At 71.6% G+C, this 17,958-nt stretch carries 22 protein-coding genes; 10 read left to right on the top strand and 12 right to left on the bottom strand.

Annotated elements, in window-relative coordinates:
* Both AC07FT_RS12515 and AC07FT_RS12520 read left to right on the top strand, forming a co-directional pair.
* On the top strand, positions 1–753 hold a 753-nt coding region (locus AC07FT_RS12515; protein WP_479176243.1), incomplete at its 5' end, for an SIS domain-containing protein.
* Positions 754–1,014: 261 nt separating this feature from the next.
* Positions 1,015–2,484, top strand: a complete 1,470-nt coding sequence (locus AC07FT_RS12520; protein ID WP_471193843.1) for a sensor histidine kinase — start codon at positions 1,015–1,017, stop codon at positions 2,482–2,484.
* 165 nt (positions 2,485–2,649) lie between these two features.
* On the opposite strand, the gene AC07FT_RS12525 is transcribed toward AC07FT_RS12520, so the two are convergent.
* Both AC07FT_RS12525 and AC07FT_RS12530 read right to left on the bottom strand, forming a co-directional pair.
* Complete coding sequence (locus tag AC07FT_RS12525) at positions 2,650–2,907, bottom strand: WhiB family transcriptional regulator (RefSeq protein WP_003953983.1); 258 nt, start codon at positions 2,905–2,907, stop codon at positions 2,650–2,652.
* A 318-nt stretch (positions 2,908–3,225) separates the two neighbouring features.
* Positions 3,226–4,194, bottom strand: a complete 969-nt coding sequence (locus tag AC07FT_RS12530; protein ID WP_254738340.1) for a diacylglycerol/lipid kinase family protein — start codon at positions 4,192–4,194, stop codon at positions 3,226–3,228.
* An 84-nt stretch (positions 4,195–4,278) separates the two neighbouring features.
* Here AC07FT_RS12530 and AC07FT_RS12535 point away from each other — a divergent pair, with 84 nt between their 5' ends.
* Positions 4,279–4,815 (top strand): hypothetical protein, encoded by a 537-nt coding sequence (locus AC07FT_RS12535; protein WP_479176246.1) that lies wholly within the window; start codon positions 4,279–4,281, stop codon positions 4,813–4,815.
* A 37-nt stretch (positions 4,816–4,852) separates the two neighbouring features.
* Here AC07FT_RS12535 and AC07FT_RS12540 read toward each other — a convergent pair whose 3' ends face one another.
* From AC07FT_RS12540 to AC07FT_RS12555, 4 genes are all read right to left on the bottom strand, one after another.
* The gene (locus tag AC07FT_RS12540) at positions 4,853–5,764 is read right to left on the bottom strand and encodes an RNA polymerase sigma factor SigF (RefSeq protein ID WP_471193837.1); all 912 of its coding nucleotides are present in this window, start codon (positions 5,762–5,764) and stop codon (positions 4,853–4,855) included.
* Between the two features lie 17 nt (positions 5,765–5,781).
* Entirely contained in the window at positions 5,782–6,195 is a 414-nt protein-coding gene (locus tag AC07FT_RS12545; protein ID WP_176180706.1) for an ATP-binding protein, read from the bottom strand.
* 244 nt (positions 6,196–6,439) lie between these two features.
* The gene (locus AC07FT_RS12550; RefSeq protein WP_479176248.1) at positions 6,440–6,979 is read right to left on the bottom strand and encodes an N-acetyltransferase family protein; all 540 of its coding nucleotides are present in this window, start codon (positions 6,977–6,979) and stop codon (positions 6,440–6,442) included.
* A 46-nt stretch (positions 6,980–7,025) separates the two neighbouring features.
* Positions 7,026–7,286, bottom strand: a complete 261-nt coding sequence (locus AC07FT_RS12555; RefSeq protein ID WP_471193833.1) for a UBP-type zinc finger domain-containing protein — start codon at positions 7,284–7,286, stop codon at positions 7,026–7,028.
* Between the two features lie 43 nt (positions 7,287–7,329).
* Here AC07FT_RS12555 and AC07FT_RS12560 point away from each other — a divergent pair, with 43 nt between their 5' ends.
* Complete coding sequence (locus AC07FT_RS12560) at positions 7,330–8,940, top strand: Na+/H+ antiporter (RefSeq protein WP_479176250.1); 1,611 nt, start codon at positions 7,330–7,332, stop codon at positions 8,938–8,940.
* Positions 8,941–8,976: 36 nt separating this feature from the next.
* On the opposite strand, the gene AC07FT_RS12565 is transcribed toward AC07FT_RS12560, so the two are convergent.
* Positions 8,977–9,567, bottom strand: coding sequence for an N-acetylmuramoyl-L-alanine amidase (locus AC07FT_RS12565; RefSeq protein WP_254738350.1), 591 nt, complete (start codon positions 9,565–9,567; stop codon positions 8,977–8,979).
* A 165-nt stretch (positions 9,568–9,732) separates the two neighbouring features.
* On the opposite strand from AC07FT_RS12565, the gene AC07FT_RS12570 reads away from it, so the two are divergent.
* From AC07FT_RS12570 to AC07FT_RS12580, 3 genes are all read left to right on the top strand, one after another.
* Positions 9,733–10,644 carry a glutaminase gene (locus AC07FT_RS12570; RefSeq protein ID WP_479176427.1) on the top strand — a complete coding sequence of 304 codons (912 nt, stop codon included), beginning with the start codon at positions 9,733–9,735 and terminating at the stop codon, positions 10,642–10,644.
* A gap of 80 nt (positions 10,645–10,724) precedes the next feature.
* Positions 10,725–10,949, top strand: coding sequence for a hypothetical protein (locus tag AC07FT_RS12575; RefSeq protein WP_362432353.1), 225 nt, complete (start codon positions 10,725–10,727; stop codon positions 10,947–10,949).
* The gene (locus AC07FT_RS12580; RefSeq protein ID WP_479176252.1) at positions 10,946–11,701 is read left to right on the top strand and encodes a DUF6597 domain-containing transcriptional factor; all 756 of its coding nucleotides are present in this window, start codon (positions 10,946–10,948) and stop codon (positions 11,699–11,701) included. Before AC07FT_RS12575 ends, AC07FT_RS12580 begins: the two co-directional genes overlap by 4 nt.
* Positions 11,702–11,729: 28 nt before the next feature.
* On the opposite strand, the gene AC07FT_RS12585 is transcribed toward AC07FT_RS12580, so the two are convergent.
* A complete protein-coding gene (locus AC07FT_RS12585) occupies positions 11,730–12,125 on the bottom strand; it encodes a VOC family protein (RefSeq protein WP_254738356.1) in 396 nt (131 codons plus the stop codon).
* 73 nt (positions 12,126–12,198) lie between these two features.
* Positions 12,199–13,161, bottom strand: a complete 963-nt coding sequence (locus AC07FT_RS12590; RefSeq protein WP_479176254.1) for a beta-ketoacyl-ACP synthase III — start codon at positions 13,159–13,161, stop codon at positions 12,199–12,201.
* A gap of 266 nt (positions 13,162–13,427) precedes the next feature.
* Between AC07FT_RS12590 and AC07FT_RS12595 the strand changes: the two genes are divergently transcribed.
* Positions 13,428–14,627, top strand: a complete 1,200-nt coding sequence (locus AC07FT_RS12595) for a DUF2330 domain-containing protein (RefSeq protein WP_479176256.1) — start codon at positions 13,428–13,430, stop codon at positions 14,625–14,627.
* Here the strand turns inward: AC07FT_RS12595 and AC07FT_RS12600 are convergent.
* Both AC07FT_RS12600 and AC07FT_RS12605 read right to left on the bottom strand, forming a co-directional pair.
* Positions 14,615–15,262 (bottom strand): HAD family acid phosphatase, encoded by a 648-nt coding sequence (locus AC07FT_RS12600; RefSeq protein WP_479176258.1) that lies wholly within the window; start codon positions 15,260–15,262, stop codon positions 14,615–14,617. The genes AC07FT_RS12595 and AC07FT_RS12600 overlap by 13 nt on opposite strands.
* Before the next feature lie 41 nt (positions 15,263–15,303).
* Positions 15,304–16,332, bottom strand: a complete 1,029-nt coding sequence (locus AC07FT_RS12605; protein WP_479176260.1) for a helix-turn-helix transcriptional regulator — start codon at positions 16,330–16,332, stop codon at positions 15,304–15,306.
* A gap of 211 nt (positions 16,333–16,543) precedes the next feature.
* On the opposite strand from AC07FT_RS12605, the gene AC07FT_RS12610 reads away from it, so the two are divergent.
* The gene (locus AC07FT_RS12610; RefSeq protein WP_254738366.1) at positions 16,544–16,921 is read left to right on the top strand and encodes an STAS domain-containing protein; all 378 of its coding nucleotides are present in this window, start codon (positions 16,544–16,546) and stop codon (positions 16,919–16,921) included.
* Between the two features lie 244 nt (positions 16,922–17,165).
* On the top strand, positions 17,166–17,717 hold the full coding sequence (locus AC07FT_RS12615; RefSeq protein ID WP_479176261.1) for an STAS domain-containing protein: 552 nt from the start codon (positions 17,166–17,168) through the stop codon (positions 17,715–17,717).
* On the opposite strand, the gene AC07FT_RS12620 is transcribed toward AC07FT_RS12615, so the two are convergent.
* The gene (locus AC07FT_RS12620; RefSeq protein WP_471193814.1) at positions 17,689–17,952 is read right to left on the bottom strand and encodes a hypothetical protein; all 264 of its coding nucleotides are present in this window, start codon (positions 17,950–17,952) and stop codon (positions 17,689–17,691) included. The genes AC07FT_RS12615 and AC07FT_RS12620 overlap by 29 nt on opposite strands.
* Positions 17,953–17,958 lie beyond the last annotated feature (6 nt).

The following is a 17,958-nucleotide window of genomic DNA, read 5'->3' on the forward strand; positions in this document are numbered from 1 at the left end:
AGTCAGTCGGGTGGTTCGCCGGATCTGGTGGCGTCCACCGAGGCGGCGCGGGCGGCCGGGGCGATCACCCTGGCGGTGACCAACAACGCCGCGTCGCCGCTGGCGGCTGTCTCGGAGTTCCATATCGATGTGCTGGCCGGCCCGGAGAAGGCATTGCCCGCCACCAAGACCTACACCGCCGAACTGCTGGCGCTGTATCTGCTGGTGGAGGGGTTGCGGGGCGGGGACGGTGCGGCGGCGGAGGTGCTGCCGGATCTGGCGCGGCAGGTGCTGGAGCGGCAGGGGGAGGTGCGGACGCTGGCGGCGCGGTACCGGTTCGCCGAGCGGATGGTCCTCACCTCGCGGGGCTTTGGCTATCCCACGGCGAAGGAGGCCGCGCTGAAGCTGATGGAGACCAGCTATATCCCGGCGTTGTCGTATTCGGGTGCGGATCTGCTGCACGGCCCGCTGGCGATGGTCGACAACATCTCCCCGGTGATCGCGATCGTGACCGAGGGCCGGGGCGGTGAGGCGTTGCAGCCGGTGCTGGAGCGGCTCCGCGGCCGGGGCGCGGACCTGGTGGTGATCGGTGCGCAGTCGGAGGTGGACCGGGCTTCCGCGGGGTTCGCCCTGCCCACGGGTGGGGTGGCCGAGGAGGTGCAGCCGATCCTGGAGATCCTGCCGCTGCAGATGCTGGCGTATGAGGTGACCATCGCCCGTGGCCAGGACCCGGACGCGCCGCGCGCGCTGGCCAAGGTCACCGAAACCCGCTGAACCACCCGCGGGCCGCGGCGCCAGAGCGGGACCCTCAACCCGCCCGGCACCGCAGCCCGGGTTGCGCCGGCCGAGCGGCCGGCCACGAGGCGCCCGGTGCGGTCAGGGCAGAGCGCGCCGGGTACCCGATCCGCCCTCCTGTGCGGGGAGTGCGGAAGATCTCAATGCTCGATCATTCTGGACTAGACCACTAGGGTCTGTCCATGGTTGTGCGCGGATAGGCTAATCCACCCGGGCGGGTAGGCTCACACCGTGCCCTCCATGAACGACCTCGTACACCAGCACACCGCCCTCGGCGATGCCGATCTCGAATGGCTTCACCTGCTGGTATCGGAGTGGCAGCTGCTCTCCGACCTCTCCTTCGCGGACCTCGTGCTGTGGGTGCCGACCAGTGACGGCACCCGGTACGTCTCCGTGGCGCAGATGCGGCCCAACACCGGCCCCACCTCCTATCAGGACGACATGGTCGGCCATCTCGTTCCCCGCGGGCGCCGCCCCATGCTGGACGCCGCCCTGGACGAGGGGCGGATCGTCCGGGAGGGCGACCCGGAGTGGCGCGAGGAGGTGCCGGTGCGAGTGGAGTCCATCCCGGTCTGCCGGGAGGGCCGGGTGCTCGGCGTCATCGCGCGCAACACCAATCTGCTCACCGTACGGACCCCGAGCCGGCTGGAGCTCACCTACCTCCAGAGCGCCTCCGACCTCGCACAGATGATCTCCGTCGGCGCGTTCCCGTTCCCCGGCCAGCAGGTCGACATGGACGCCTCGCCGCGCGCGGGCGACGGGCTGATCCGGATGGACGCCGACGGGGTGGTCCAGTACGCCAGCCCCAACGCGCTCTCCGCCTACCATCGGCTGGGGCTGGCCGCCGACCTGGTCGGCCACCACCTGGGCCGGACCACCGCCGAACTCGCCCCGGTGCGCGGACCGGTGGACGAGGCACTGGTCAAACTGGCCAGCGGCTGGGCGCCCCGGGAGTTCGAAGTCGAGGGCGGCGACGGGGTGATCCAGCTCCGGGCCATCCCGCTCAAGCCCAAGGGCCTGCACATCGGCTCGCTGGTGCTGCTGCGGGACGTCACCGAACTGCGTCGGCGCGAACGAGAGTTGATCACCAAGGACGCCACCATCCGGGAGATCCACCACCGGGTGAAGAACAACCTCCAGACGGTGGCCGCGCTGCTGCGCCTCCAGGCCCGCCGGATGGACTCCGAGCAGGGCCGGGAGGCGCTGAACGAGGCGGTGCGCAGGGTCGGTTCGATCGCGATCGTCCATGAGACGCTGTCCCAGAACCTGGACGAGCGGGTCGAGTTCGACGACATAGCCGACCGGGTGCTGGCCATGGTGGCGGAGATATCGCCGGGCAAGGTCACCGGACGGCGCACCGGACGCTTCGGCATCCTGGACGCCGAGGTCGCCACCCCGCTGTCCATGGTGCTCACCGAAGTGCTGCAGAACGCGCTGGAGCACGGCTTCGGACCGGGGGAGCAGGGCACGGTCGAGGTCGCGGCGGTGCGCGGCGGCAGCGGTGAGGACAGCAGGCTGCGGGTCACCGTGCAGGACGACGGCAGGGGACTGCCGGAAGGCTTCGATCCGCAGCGGACCGGGAACCTCGGGCTCCAGATCGTCCGCACCCTGGTGGAGGGTGAGCTCGGCGGCAGTTTCGATATGCGGCCGGCCCCGGAGCGCGGCACCCGGGTGGTCCTGGACTTCCCGGTGCGGGCCGAGAAGCGCTGACCGCTCCGTCTGTCGTCCACCTCACAGCACCGCCCCCGCCGCACAGCACGGGGCCCGCACAGCACTGAGTCCCCGGACCGGCTGGTCCGGGGACTCAAAGCTCACGTTGCTGTGCGCATCGGGATTACTGCGCGCTGCGGCTCGGGGGCCACGGGGCGTTCAGGGTCAGGCGCTGGCGTTGCGCGCCCGGTTCCGAGCGGCACGGCGCTTCATGGCGCGGCGCTCGTCCTCGCTGAGTCCACCCCAGACGCCGGAGTCCTGGCCGGACTCAAGCGCCCACTGCAGGCACTGCTCCATCACGGGGCAGCGGCGGCAGACGGCCTTGGCTTCCTCGATCTGCAGCAGCGCAGGACCAGTGTTGCCGATGGGGAAGAACAGCTCGGGGTCTTCCTCGCGGCAAACGGCGTTGTGACGCCAGTCCATGGCTGCTCCATCTCCTCGCGATTGCGGGTTCGTTGCTTGTGAATGTGAACGCTTTCACGAATCCCCCCGCAAGGCTAGGGACATCAACCAGTTGGGGCTGGTGCGGTCCCGTGGAATGAGGAGGGGGTTCGGGCTCTCAAGGGGGCCGTTCACCGGCCGTCCCGATCGCCAAGAAGAGACTCGCAAACCTCGGCGGCGGATACAACCCCTTCCGGAAAGTTTTTTTTGATTCCTTGGTGTCGACTAGGTCACAGCCGTACTTCCGTTGGGTGGAAGCCAGCCTAAACGTTCGACTGAAAGGACTTTTGGCGGTCTCACTCACACAATCACACGCAGTGCACGGCGTACGCCTGTGAACGTCACGCTCGTACGCAGTCCCAGGTGGTCACCGTCCATCTGGAAGGGCAGTGGCGCCTGGGAATGCAAGGTGAAGTCCGTCTCGTCATGGAGCGAGACCGCGTGCTTGCCGTGAGGGCCCCGCTCGGGGCTCGACATCAGCAGCTGGGTGGCGTAGCGGGTCACCGCCGGGGCCGACAGCTTGGTGAGTCCCAGCACGTCAAGGGCGGTGTCGAAGGACGCGCGGGGGGCCGCGTAGACCGGCCGGTTGCCCAGATAGGTCCAGGGGGCGGTGTTGCAGACTATCGCCAGGGCCAGGTCCTCGAGGGTGTCCTGGCCGGGCCGCCGTACCGAGATGGTGCCGTGGCGCCGGTGCGGCTCGCCGAGGAACTGCCGGAGCATCTGCCGTATGTACAGGGCGTGGGTCGACCGCTTGCCGCGTTCGCGCTGCTGTTCGACCCGGCCGATCACGCTCGCGTCGAAGCCGAATCCCGCGCAGAAGGTGAACCAGCGCGCGGGCACCGCCTCGTCCGGGGTGCCCGGGGTGCCGCCCGCGAGCCCGAGGCCCACGGTGCGCTCGGTGCCGTCCCGCAGGGCGTCCAGCAGGGCGCCGGTCGCCTCGACGGCGTCATTGGGCAGCCCCAGGGCGCGGGCGAAGACATTGGTGGAACCGCCGGGGACCACGGCCAGCCGGGGCAGGTCCTCCGGTGCGGGACCGTTGTGCAGCAGCCCGTTGACCACCTCGTTGACGGTGCCGTCCCCGCCGAGGGCGACGACCAGCTCATGGGTGCCGGCGTCGGCCGCGCGGCGGGCCAGGTCGCGTGCGTGCCCCCGGTACTCCGTGGTCGCCACATCCAGCTTGAGATCGCTGGCGAGCGCATGGATCAGTACGTCACGGGTGCGGGCACTGGTGGTGGTTGCTGCCGGATTGACCACGAGGAGTGCGCGCATGCGCGCCAGCCTACCCATCCGCGGTGAACGGCCGTAATCCCCGGGGTGCGCCCCGGAGCCCGGGGCGGCGGCTACGCTGCTGGGGTGAGCAGTAAGAAGTCCGCCACCGCCAAGAAGCCCCGCACCGCCGGAACCGCCCCGCAGGGGAAGAAGGCGCCGCAGGGGTCCCAGGGGAAGAAGGCTCAGGCGGCCGCCGCGGCGGCCGCGCCGGCCGACACCGCCCCTGAGGGGCCGCGCCCGGCGCGGATCACCGCTGCCGCGGTGCTCGCCGCCGTCGAGGGCGTGGTGCTCCTGGGCTTCGGCGTCTATGTGCTGATCATGGGGCTGACCGGCGACCCGGAGAGCCCGCAGCAGGCGGAGATGCTCGGGGTCACCGTGCTGGCGCTGGCCGCGCTGCCGCTGCTGGCCGCCCGTGGACTGTGGCTGCGCCGCCGCTGGAGCCGGGGCCCGGCGATGATCACGCAGCTGATGGCGCTGCCGGTGGCCTGGACGCTGGTCTCGAACGGTGGGGGGCTGATCGCCGCCGGAGCGGTGATCGGGGTCGTGGCCCTCACCGTCCTCGCGCTGCTGATCAACCCCACCGCGACCGAGGCGCTGGGGATCGGGCCGCGCGACGCCTGACCGGTGTGCCGCGCAGGCCCTTCCGCTCCGCCGCCCGTTACTCCTCCACCAGCAGCCGGTCCCGCAGCTGGGCGAGGGTGCGTGCCAGCAGCCGGGAGACATGCATCTGCGAGATGCCGACCTCCTGCGCGATCTGCGACTGGGTCATATTGCCGAAGAAGCGCAGCAGCAGGATCTTCTTCTCCCGCGGCGGGAGATCCTCCAGCAGCGGTTTGAGCGACTCGCGGTACTCCACGCCCTCCAGCGCCTCGTCCTCGGAGCCGAGGGTGTCGGCGACCGCCGGGGACTCGTCGTCGGTGTCCGGTACGTCCAGCGAGAGGGTGCTGTAGGCATTGGCCGACTCCAGCCCCTCCAGCACCTCTTCCTCCGAGATGGACAGATGCTGGGCCAGCTCATGCACGGTCGGGGCGCGGCCGTGCCGCTGGGAGAGCTCAGCGGTGGCCGTGGTCAGCGACAGCCGCAGCTCCTGGAGGCGGCGCGGCACCCGCACCGCCCAGCCCTTGTCCCGGAAGTGGCGCTTGATCTCGCCGACGACCGTGGGGGTCGCATAGGTCGAGAACTCCACGCCGCGGTCCGGGTCGAACCGGTCCACGGATTTGATCAGCCCGATGGTGGCGACCTGGGTGAGGTCGTCCAGCGGCTCTCCTCGGTTGCGGAAGCGCCGGGCCAGGTGCTCCACCAGCGGGAGATGCATACGCACGAGGTGGTTGCGCAGCTCGGCCCGCTCGGAGGAGCCCTCCGGGAGCCGGCGCAGCTCGATGAACATCGCCCGCGCGCCGCTCCGGTCGTGCGGATCGTGGTGGTGCTGCGCCTGCTCGTGATCGTGCTGATCCATGTGGTCCGCCCGCTCTGGTCGGTCTCCTGCCGCCTCCGAGTCCGCGGGATGCGTCCGGGCCGGCGGGTGCGGGATGGCCGGGGTACCCACTCCCCGCGATGATGCAGTGCTCACGGAGCCCCCTTGTTCCGTCACGGCTGTCCGGGGCCGGCGCCGCGCTCCTTGTACAGGCTGATGCTGACCGTACGGTCCTCGGCCACGGTCGAGTCCACCTTGCCCGCCAGTGCGGAGAGCACCGTCCAGGCGAAGGTGTCGCGCTCGGGTGCGCGGCCATCGGTGGTGGGAGCCGAGACAGTCACCTGCAGTGCGTCGTCGATCAATCGGAAGACGCAGCTCAGCACACTGCCGGGGACGGCTTGCTGAAGCAGGATCGCGCAGGCCTCGTCAACGGCGATGCGCAGATCCTCGATCTCGTCGAGGGTGAAGTCCAACCGGGCTGCGAGACCGGCCGTGGCCGTACGCAGCACCGACAGATACGCCCCCGCAGCGGGCAGCCGGACTTCTACGAAGTCCTGGGTCCCGGGCTCGCCTGCGATCTGGGACACCCTCACCTCCAAGGTGACACAAGCTGGTTGAGCTGAGCTGATTGGAGCGCCGCCCGTATGCCCGTATGGTGGAGGCAGAACAGTCGGCGCGATGTGTGGTTCGGCTGCGACGCTATCGCGATCTGCGGTGCGGTGTCGCCCGGACGAAGCACGGCCCCCGTCATGGGTGAACCCCGACCCGAAGGTTCGCGATATCACTCATAGTAAGCACATGAGTACGCAGCGTGGCTAGGGGTCTGCGGTCTCAATTCGAAAGAGATGTCGCCCCACCCAACGAATCGCTGGTCATAGAGGTGCCCACGGCTTGGGCGGCCAATGCGTGCAAGGGCTCACCGGTCAGCCGCCGGACCGTCCATTCGTCCATCGGTCCGGCGCCCAGCGAGTCGTAGAAGCCGATCGCCGGAGCGTTCCAGTCGAGCACCGACCACTCGAAGCGGGCGTAGCCCCGCTCCACGCAGATCCGCGCGAGCTCGGCGAGCAGCGCCTTGCCGTGGCCGCCGCCGCGTGCCCGCGGAGTGACGTACAGGTCCTCCAGGTACACCCCGTGGGTGCCGGTCCAGGTGGAGAAGTTGCGGAACCACAGGGCGAACCCCACCGTCTCCGCGCCCGCTCCGGTGCCCTCTTCGGCGATCAGCCCGAAGACCGCCGGGTCCGTCCCGAAGAGCGCCTCGCGCAGCTGCTCCTCGGTGGCCTTCGCCTCCTGCGGCGCCTTCTCGTACTCCGCCAGTTCCCGGATCATCGCGAGGATGTCCGGGACGTCCGACGGCTTCGCTGGTCTGATCATGTGATGAAGGCTAACCGGAGCCACCCCTGCCGCGGCAGCCGTCGCACTAGACGATGAGCAGATCCACATAGCACCAGCGCCACCCCTCACCCGGCTCCACGCTGCGCATCACCGGATGACCCGTCTCCTCGAAGTGCCGGGTGGCATGGCCGTAGGCGGAGGAGTCACAGCAGCCCACATGACCGCATTCCAGGCACATCCGCAGCTGCACCGGATGGCTTCCGGCGGCCAGGCACTCCGGACAGGTGTCGGTCAGCGGGCGCGGACCGGGGCGCGGCAGGTCGGGAACATGCGGGCACTCGCTCATGATTGCCAGGTTAGACGCAACCGAAGGGGACGGGCCGGGGCCGATGGACGTATTGCCGTTGTTGATGCTGGTCGCGGGCAGCGCGGCGGTCGCGGGGGCGGCCCGTCGCACCCCGGTCCCCGCTCCGCTGCTGCTGGTGGCCGTCGGGCTGATGCTCTCCTTCGTCCCGGGAGTGCCGGACTACACCCTGGACCCGCATATCGTGCTGCCCCTGGTGCTGCCGCCGCTGCTGCACACCGCGGCGCTGGACAGCTCGTACCTGGACCTGCGGGCCAATCTGCGCCCGATCGCCCTGCTCTCGGTGGGCTATGTGCTGTTCGCGACCGTCTCGGTCGGCTGGATCGCCCATCTGCTGGTGCCCGATCTCCCGCTGACCGCCGCGCTGGTGCTGGGCGCGGTGGTCGCGCCGCCGGACGCGGTGGCGGCCACCGCCATCGCCCGGCGGCTGGGACTGCCGTCGCGGCTGACCACCATCCTCCAGGGCGAGTCGCTGGTGAACGACGCCACGGCGATCACCGCCTACCGGGTGGCGCTCGCCGCGGTGGTGGGGGAGGGGGTCACCTTCCTGCACGGCGCCGGGGAGTTCCTGCTCGCGGCGGTCGGCGGCGTCGGCGTCGGTCTGGTGCTGATGGTGCCGCTGCACTGGCTGCGGCGGCGGCTGACGGACCCGCTGCTCCAGAACACCCTCTCGCTGCTCATCCCGTTCGTCGCCTACTCCGCCGCCGAGCAGGTCGAGGCGTCCGGTGTGCTGGCCGTGGTGGTCGTCGGCCTCTACCTCGGACACCACGCCTGGCAGGTCGACTTCGCCACCCGGCTCCAGGAGGCGGCGGTGTGGCGGATGATCGCCTTCATCCTGGAGTCCGCGGTCTTCGCGCTGATCGGGCTGCAACTGCGGGTGGTGCTCCAGGGGCTTGGGCCATACGGCTCGGCCGAGGCCGCCTGGTACGCGGTCATCGTCTTCCTGGCCGTGGTCCTGATGCGCTTCGTCTGGGTCTTCCCCGCGACCTTCCTGCCCCGGAAGCTCTTCCGCCGGATCCGGGAGCGCGAACCGGGCGTCACCTGGACGACGCCCGTCGTCGTCGGCTGGGCGGGGATGCGCGGTGTGGTCTCGTTGGCCATCGCCTTCTCCATCCCGCCCGTCACGCACGGCGGTGAGGAGTTCCCGGCCCGCAACCTGATCCTCTTCCTGACCTTCACCACCGTGATCGGCACCCTGGTCGTCCAGGGGCTCACCCTGCCCGCCCTGATCCGGCGGCTGGGCGTGCCCGGCCGCGACCCCCAGGCCGAGACGCTGCTGGAGGCACAGGCGCAGGCCGAGGCGTCCCAGTCGGCCGAGACCCGGCTGGACGAACTCCTCGCGGCCGAACGCAACGCCCTGCCGCCGCCGCTGGTCGACCGGCTGCGCCATGTCCTGGAACGGCGGCGCAACGCGGTGTGGGAACGGCTCGGCGCGGTCAACGAGGTGACCGGCGAATCCGTGGACGACACCTACCGCAGACTGGCCCGCGAGATGATCGAGGCCGAGCGGAAGGTCTTCGTCGACCTGCGCGACCAGCGGCGGATCGACGACGAGATGCTGCGCCGGCTGCTGCGCCGACTGGATCTGGAAGAGGCCGCCGCCTTCCGGGAGGAGGCCCCGGAGGGAGGACTCTGAGCCGCCCGCCCCCGGGTCCTCCCCGGACGGGGTGGTTCAGGCCAGCCGCTCGCGGATCCGCGCCCGCATCGCGTCCATCGTGAAGCCGCGCGGATCCACCTTGCCCGGCTGCCACTCCAGGTGGCCTATCACCGAGCGCTGGTTCCAGCCGTGATGGCGGCAGATCGCTGCCGAGACCCGCTCGATCGCCTCCAACTGGGCCTCGGGCCACGGATCCTGGCCGTCGCCGAGGTTCTCGCACTCGAAGCCGTAGAAATGGCGGTTGCCATCCGTGTTGGCCTCGTTGTCCGGCGGCAGCACCCGCTCGGCGATGACGGCCTGGAGCACGTCGTCGTCGCCGAGCCCGGCGTGATTGGCCCGGCCGTAGCCGACCAGATGCACGGTGCCGTCCTTGGCGATCACGCCGTGACACAGCGGACCGGGCAGGGACTCATAGCCGTCCCGGCATATCTCCACGGTCTGCGCGGTGCCGCGGGTGACGGAGTGGTGGATCATCACTCCGTGCACGGGTCCCCAGGGGCCCTTGTGATTGCGGTTGTGGTTGCGCCAGTCGCCGACCTGCACCACGCGCAGGCCCTCGCGCTTCAGCGCCGAAAGGAAGTCCCCAGCGGACATGGGTGAGGCCATGGCCGCCTCCGTTCTGCTCATGCGGCGGGCGCGCCGGCCGCGGCCCGCTCGTTCACTGGTTGCTTACCCGCTGCGTTCTCATAAACACATGGGGTGACCAGTGGGAGAGGTGTGGTTATCGTGCGGTCAGATCCGCTCGACGACGCGCAGGAGAACCACGGCACCATGGACTACCAGGCAGTACTCGACGAGGTCGCGGCATATGTGAAGCCACAGGTCGGCCGGGGGCAGGTGGCCCAGTACATCCCCGCGCTCGCCGAGGTGGACGAACAGCGCTTCGGGATGGCCGTCGCCGATGTGGACGGCGGGATCATCGGGGTCGGTGACTGGGAGGTGCCGTTCTCCGTCCAGAGCATCTCCAAGGCGTTCGGACTCGCGCTCGTCCTCGCCCAGGACGGGGAGCGGATCTGGCGGCGGGTCGGCCGGGAGCCGTCGGGCAACCCGTTCAACTCCCTGGTGCAGCTGGAGTACGAGAACGGCATTCCGCGCAATCCGTTCATCAACGCCGGGGCCCTGGTCGTCACCGACCGGCTGCACAGCCTGACCGGTGACGCCAGCACCACCATGCTGGACTTCCTGCGCGCCGAGAGCGGCAACGACCAGCTGGCCTTCGACCCGGCGGTGGCCGCCTCCGAATCCGGCCACGGCGACCGCAACGCGGCCCTGGCGCACTTCATGGCCAGCTACGGCAACCTGGACAACCCGGTGCCGACCGTCCTGGAGCACTACTTCTGGCAGTGCTCGATCGAGATGAGCTGCCGCGACCTGGCGCTCGCGGGTACCTTCCTGGCCCGCCACGGACTGCGCGCGGACGGCTCCCGGCTGCTGTCGCGCCGTGAGGCGAAGCGGGTCAACGCGGTCATGCTCACCTGCGGGACGTACGACGCGGCGGGCGACTTCGCCTACCGGGTCGGACTGCCCGGCAAGAGCGGCGTCGGCGGCGGCATCATCGCGGTGATCCCGGGCCGGTGCACCCTGTGCGTATGGAGTCCCGGCCTGGACGCCCGCGGCAATTCGGTGGCCGGGGTGGCCGCGCTGGACCACTTCACCACGCTGACCGGCTGGTCGGTCTTCTAGGCAGGCCGGCCCCAGGGTGGCGTACGGCCCGGCCGGGCGGGAGCATGGAGGGAGTGGTGGTGAGCAGGAGGTGTCCCGCCATGCAGCACGAAATGCGCGCCGAGTACGAGGAGGGCAGCTCCGGACGGGTGGCCGGTGCGCCGGTCAAGATCTGGCACATGGTCCGGGGCAACGGGACCACGGCCATGTGCGGACGTGAGCTGGCCCCGGACGCGGAGACCCAGGCGGCCGATCTGTGGGCCACCCACGACGGAGGTCCGTTCTGCCACTCCTGCGGTGCGATGTACCTGCGCGAGGTCCCGTGAGCGGATACCGCGAGCGGGGGTCGCGGCTCGGCGGCGGCACGGTGGTGTGGACCCGCACGGCCGGAACCGGCTCCCAGCGGGTGCTGCCCGACGGCTGCACCGATCTGATCTGGACCGACGCGGGCGGCACGGCCCCGGAGGGCGGGCTCTTCGTGGCCGGGCCGGACACCCGCGCCCAGCTGGCCGCCGCCCCGCCCGGGGCCCGCTACGTCGGGCTGCGCTTCGCGCCCGGCACCGGCCCGTCCGTACTCGGTGTCCCCGCGCACGAACTGCGGGACCGGCGGGTGCCGTTGACCGCGCTGTGGCCCGGGGCGCGGGTGCGGCGGCTGACCGGACTGCTGGCCGGACACGCGGCGGCCGGGGCCGCGGAGCCCGGCGGCCTCGCGGCCGCGGTGGGCCGGGCGCTGGAGGACGCCGCCCTCGGGCGGCTGGATGAGGCGCCGCCGCCCGATCCGGTCCTGGCGGGCGTGGTCGCCGGGCTCGCGCACGGGCGCAGCGTGGCGGATGTGGCCCGGTCGGCGGGGCTGGGGGAGCGGCTGCTCCACCGCCGCTCGCTGGCCGCCTTCGGTTACGGCCCCAAGACCCTCGGGCGGGTGCTGCGGCTGAACCGGGCGCTGGACCTGGCGCGCGACGGCCTCCCCTACGCCGAGGTCGCGGTGGTGGCCGGATACGCCGACCAGGCCCATCTGGCCCGTGAGGTACGGACGATGGCGGGCGTACCGCTGGGACGGCTGCTGGCGGAGTCCGGCTGAGCCGCCGTCCCGGCGGTCGGGGCGCCCGTCAGCCGGGCAGTGGTGCGAACAGGTCCACGCCGTTGCCGTCCGGGTCCAGCACCACGGCGTAGCGCTGCCCCCAGAAGGCGTCCCAGGGCTCCTTGTGCCCCGGCGCGCCCGCCTTCACCAGCTCCGCGTAGACCGCGTCCACCTCGGCCGGACCGTCGCAGAGGAAGGCCAGCCCGGTGCGCGGGGAGCCGGTCGGCGGCGTCCACCCGGGGTCGAAGGAGCGCACCGTCTCGACGGTGTCCCACAGCAGCCGGGTGCCACCGGGCAGGGTGGCCTCGGCGTGCGGCTGGGAGTCGGCCTCGGGGGCGATGTCCACCCCCAGGCGGCGGTAGAAGGCGAGGGATGCGGCCATGTCCGCGACGACCATGCCGATCGCGTCGAATCGTGGAGTCATGCGGGCAGCGTAGGCAGCGCCCCGGCCGCCGGTCTTGAACGAATCGGACGGGTTCCCCCGGCCGCGCCCCCGGTCACGGACAGCGGATGACCTGGCCCGCGTAGGAGAGGTTGCCGCCGAAGCCGAACAGCAGCACCGGATCACCGGAGGCGACTTCGCCGCGTTCGACCAGCTTGGACAGGGCGAGCGGGATACTGGCCGCCGAGGTGTTGCCGGACTCCACCACATCGCGGGCGATCACCGCGTTGACCGCGCCCAGCTTCCGGGCGACCGGTTCGATGATCCTCAGGTTGGCCTGGTGCAGCACCACTCCGGCCAGGTCCTCGGGGCGGATCCCGGCCCGGTCGCACACCTCCCGGGCGATGGGCGGCAGCTGGGTGGTGGCCCAGCGGTAGACGGACTGGCCCTCCTGGGAGAAGCGGATCGGTGTGCCCTCGATCCGGACCGCGCCGCCCATGGTGGGCACCGAACCCCACACCACCGGGCCGATCCCCGCGACCGCCCCCGGTCCGGCGTCCGCCCGGTCGTCGGCCACCACCACGGCGGCCCCCGCGCCGTCGCCCAGCAGCACACAGGTGGAGCGGTCGGTCCAGTCGGCGGCCTCGGTGAACTTGTCCGCGCCGATGACCAGCGCGGCGGTGGCGGCCCCGGCGCGCAGCGTGTGGTCGGCGGTGGCCAGGGCGTGGGTGAACCCGGCGCACACCACGTTCACGTCCATGGCGGCCGGGCTGCCCAGACCGAGCCGCTCGGCCACCCGCGCCGCCATATTGGGGCTGCGGTCGATCGCGGTGGAGGTGGCCACCAGGACCAGATCGATGTCGGCGGCCGGCAGACCGCTGCCGGCGAGGGCTTTGGCGGCAGCCGCCGCGGCCATCTCGTCCACCGTCTCGTCGGGGCGCGCGACGCGCCGGGTGCGGATGCCCACCCGGCTGCGGATCCACTCGTCGCTGGTGTCGACCATGGCCGCGAGGTCGTCGTTGGTGAGCACCTTCGCGGGCTGGTAGTGGCCCAGCGCCACTATGCGTGATCCGGTCATCGGTCGTCCCTTCGCGGGGTGACTGGCGGCGTTCGTATGCGCGGTTTCGCGTGAGTGTCGGCGCACAGTCGGCGGTGTGTCCCAGTCTTGGTGCGCAACGGGCGCGCGGGCGCGGAGGTACCCACCAATCTTGCGCCCCGAGTTCTGGAGCTTCCGGCCTTTCCACCGGTGGAAGCGGTCTTTCCGCTGGTGGAACCGGAACACCCGCGCGCGCCGTCTGAGGCCGTGTCCGCCGGTGTGGCGGAGAACACGGGGGAGCGGAAGCCATGGTCGGCGGGGGAATCGGGGAACGGCTGTCGCCGGGGCGGCGGCGAGCCCTGGTGGTGGTACTGGCGCTGGTGCTGGTCCAGCTCGGATCGCTGGTGCGACCCGCCTGGGCGTGCGGCTGCGGCGGCATGGTGCCGGGGCGGAACACCACGATCGCGGTCCAGCGCGAGACCTCGGTGGTGCGCTGGGACGGTACCTCCGAGGAGATCGTCATGAGCCTCACGGTGGGCGGTGACGCCTCGGAGGCCGCCTGGGTCATGCCGGTGCCGCACCGGGCCTCGGTCACTCTGGGTGATCGGGGCCTCTTCGACGAGGTCACGGAGGTGATCGCGCCGGTCGACAGGGAACGCCACTACTTCTGGCCGCGTGACGGCGACTGGCCTTTCGATGGCGATCACGGGGACGGTGCCGTGGGTGCCCCGCCCGGGGACGGCGCCAGGGCGGCCGCGCCGCCGGTGGGCGTCGTGGGCCGGGAGCGGCTGGGCCCGTTCGACGTCGCCCGGCTGACCGCGACCGATCCGCACGCGCTGCGCGACTGGCTGGAGCGGAACGGCTTCGAACTGCCGGACCGGCTGGCCGACGGGCTGACGCCCTATGTGCGGGCGAAGTGGGAGTACGTGGCCGTCCGGCTGGCGCCCGCCGAGGACGGCTCAGCCGGGGGCGGCGGTACGGGCGCGGCCGGCCGGACCGTGCTGGGCGGCACCCTGGAGCCGCTGCGGCTGCGCTTCGCCTCCGGGCGCCTGGTCTATCCGATGCGGCTGTCCCGGCTGGCCAGGACGGCGCAGGAGCTGGAGCTCCACGTCCTGGCCCCGCACCGGATGGAGCCGCGCGGTGACATCGGCGGGAAGCGGCCCGAGGTGCTCTACGCGGGACGGGTCGAGCCCGGGCCCGCGTCGCGCGGGGCGCTGGAGGAGCTGGCGGGGCGGCGGATGTTCCTGACCTCGTTCCGGCAGGAGTTCCCCCGGCCGGAACGGATCTCGGGGGACCACGAGTTGCGGCGCGCCGCCCGCGACAGCGCGTACCGGCGGGTCCGGTACCACGACACGCTGCTGACGGCGGGCGGCGTTCCGGTGTGGCTGCTCACCGTGGGCGGCGGCGTCCTCGTCGCGGCCGGTGCGCTGGTGGCCGTGGTCCGTGGGCGCCGCCGCCCGGTGGTGCGCTGGGGGCCAAGCCACCCGGCCCAGGCTCAGGACAACTGACCGTTGTAGTCCGGGAGCTTGAAGTGCCGCTCGGCATGGCCGCCGACCAGGTCGGTCGGGGTGTTGCCGATGTTCGCGATGATCGTGTAGCCCTTCTTCTCGATCTCCGCGCGCTTGGCGGCCTTGTACTCGCCCACGTTCTTGAAGAGGTCCGGGAGGAACCGTACGTACAGGTCCTTCACCGCATAGCCGACGTGCTCCAGGTTGTAGTGGGTGACCGGGTAGATGATCCCGGGCCGGGCGGTGACGAAGAAGATGTCCACACCGCGCTCGTGGGCGTACCGGGTGAGCTTCAGCACCGGCTCCACGGCGTGCTGCGGGAAGGTGAAGCCGAGGTCCGTCTCCAGCGACGTGTTGTCGATGTCGAGGACGATGGCCTGCTTCTGGCCGCCCGGGTTGGCGGTGCGCTGCTCGACGTAGGGGCGGGCCTGGTTGTCGATGATGTCCTGCACATCGCGCTTCCAGGTCTCGTAGTCGACCTTCGCGGCACCGGCGGTGGTGGTGGCACTGGCGGCAGCGGGTGCGGCGGCCGGAGCCGCGTTCGCCGTCGTGGCGGTTCCGCCGACGCCGATGGCGATGGCGATGGCCGCCGTCGTCACGCCGAACCGTCGCGAACGTATACGTGCTGCTGTCATCGGTCACATCCTCAGTCGTTGGGTGCCCCCGGATGGCATGTTCACGGCTGGGGGCGGACAGAGGAAGACCAAAGGGTATACCGTTCAGTAACAGTTGGCGGAGAATCACTAGTTGGCGGATTCGCGGCCCGGAGCACCCGGCCGCCCAGGGCGTGCAGATAGGCGATCAGCTCCTGCGGTTCATGCACCTCGAACTCGGCGTCGAGCAGCACCAGCCGGAAGGCCAGCCACTCCAGGGCCTCGGTGGCGGTGCGCACCCGGCAGCGGTGCTCGTCGAGGCGTTCGACATCGGCGCCCGGCAGCAGCCCGGCCACCCGCTCGCAGGGCAGCCGTACGGTGGCCACCGCCCGGTGGGCGGGGGCGGCGCCCCGCAGCGAGCGGGAGACGAAGGCGGCCGCGTCCTCGCCGGGCAGGACGCGCGGGGCGGTACGGACGCCGGTGGGCCGGGGGTCATGGACGCGGTCCACCCGGAAGGTGCGCCAGTCCTCGCGTTCGTTGTCGTACGCCACCAGGTACCAGCGGCGGCCCGAGGCCACCAGACGGTGCGGCTCCACCAGCCGCCGGGTCTCGGTGCCGTCGCCCGCGCGGTAGGCGAAGCGCAGCCGTTCGTGCGCGGCCACCGCGGCGGCCAGCGCGGTCAGCCGTTCGGGGTCCACCGTGGGGCCGCCCGCGGCGGGCGGCAGCGGGACGGTGGCGGAGCCGAGGGCGCCGACCCGGCGGCGGAGCCGGGACGGCAGCACCTGTTCCAGCTTGGCCAGGGCCCGCACCGACGCCTCCTCGATGCCCTCGACGGTGTGGCCCGCGGCCGTGCGCAGCCCGACCGCGATGGCCACCGCCTCCTCGTCGTCCAGCAGCAGCGGGGGCATGGCGGTGCCCGCCACCAGCCGGTAGCCACCGGTGGCACCCCTGCTCGCGTCCACCGGATAGCCGAGGTCGCGCAGCCGCTCGATATCGCGGCGGATGGTGCGGTGGCTGACGCCGAGCCGCTCGGCCAGTTCGCTGCCGGGCCACTCGCGCGGGGTCTGGAGGAGTGACAGCAGGGTCAGCAGCCGGGCGGGAGTGTCGGTCATGACGTCAGCCTAAATAGGCCAACGTCACGTGCCGCGCCCTGCGTTGACTGGTCAGCCGGTAGATGGGTATGTCATGTACTGAAGGGCCGGCCTGGGCCCCGGTGGTGACCGGCGCGGCGGCGTTGTGGTGTCCGCGCACCCCCTGATCGGACGGTGTGTCATCCCGGGCGCTCCGGTGTCGCGCGCCTCCCACCATGCCGAGGAGGCTTGCATGTTCGATGATCGGCCCGCCTTCGGAGTCCGTGTGCGTGTGGTCGGCGGCGTCACGGTGGCCGAAGTGGCGGGAGAGCTGGACATCTTCGCCGCGGGGCGGATCGCGGCACGGCTGGAGTCCCTCGCCCAGGCCAGGTGCCCGGATCTGGTGCTGGACCTCCGGCCGGTCACCTTCCTGGACTGCGCGGGGCTGTCCCTGATGTGCCGCCTGCGCAACCGAGTGCTGGAGCGCGAGGGCCGGTTGCGGCTGGTCATCGATGATCCACGGTTTCTGCGGCTGCTGCGCATGGTGCGGCTCGAGGATGCCTTCGAGGTGCTGGAGGATCTGACTCCGGCGGTGGCGGAGGCTTCGGCCCAGACGTCCGACCGAGCCTGAGTCGATCTGACGAGGCGTCAATAGTAAGAGCGGAAATTCACTCGGAAGAACGCTTTTTGGTGGCGGAATCTCGTGCCCCGCCCCCTGTAACCGACGGTCACCCCTTTACGCTCGCCGCACGCCACCCAGGGACCGGCGGATCCGACCCTATGCCGCGGATCCACACCATGCGCCCGAGATGCCCGCGCGCGGGACCCTGGCGGGGGTGAGAGGGGGCAGTATGCCGTTCCGAGGGGATATCGCGATGACACAGCCAGGCGCTCCTCGCCGTGCGCCGGTGTCGTCGGACGCCGCCGTGGGGCCCGGCCGCCTGGCCGGTGGCGCCGCCGACGGCTTATGCCCCCTGCCGGAGCGGTCCGCGGCCCCGGACCCCGATCCGCGCGCGGTGACGTACCGGTCCGGCCGGTGCACCGTCGTCGAGCTGCACGGCGAGATCGACATCGCGGGGCTGGCGTCCGTCGGTCCCCAGCTGGACGCCGCCACGGCCACCCCCGTGCTGGTGATCGATCTGACCCCCACCGCCTTCTTCGACTGCTCGGGGCTGGGGCTGCTGTGCCGGGCCCGGCGGCGGGTCATCGAGGGCGGCGGCCGGCTGCGGCTGGTCTGCTCCCATCCGCTGATCCTCCGCACCCTGCGGGCGGGCGGTCCGGCGGAGGTGTTCGCCCCGGTGCCCACGCTCGCGCAGGCGCTCCACGAGGAGGAGACCGCATCCGGCGGCGCGCGGTCCGGATCCGGCGGTCCGCAGATCACATCCGGTGGTGCGGGAGCTACGCCCGGCGGTCCCGCGGAGGGGTGACCCGCCGTGGGTGCGCCCGCCCCCGGCCCTGGCCGTGGTGGCGGCGACCGCCGCGGACGGCGTCGTGGCTCTCGGGGGTGATGTGGTAGCCCTGCTGGACATTGAGCCGGTGGATCAGCAGCGCGCCGAGGGCGATCAGCCCGAGGATCACGACCACGGTGACGACGGTCTGCATGGTGACCACTCCCTGGGGCCGGGCCCCAGCCTGGAGGAATCCGGCCGGTTCGTGCGACATGCGGTG

The sequence above is a fragment of the Streptomyces sp. NPDC045899 genome (assembly GCF_056431485.1).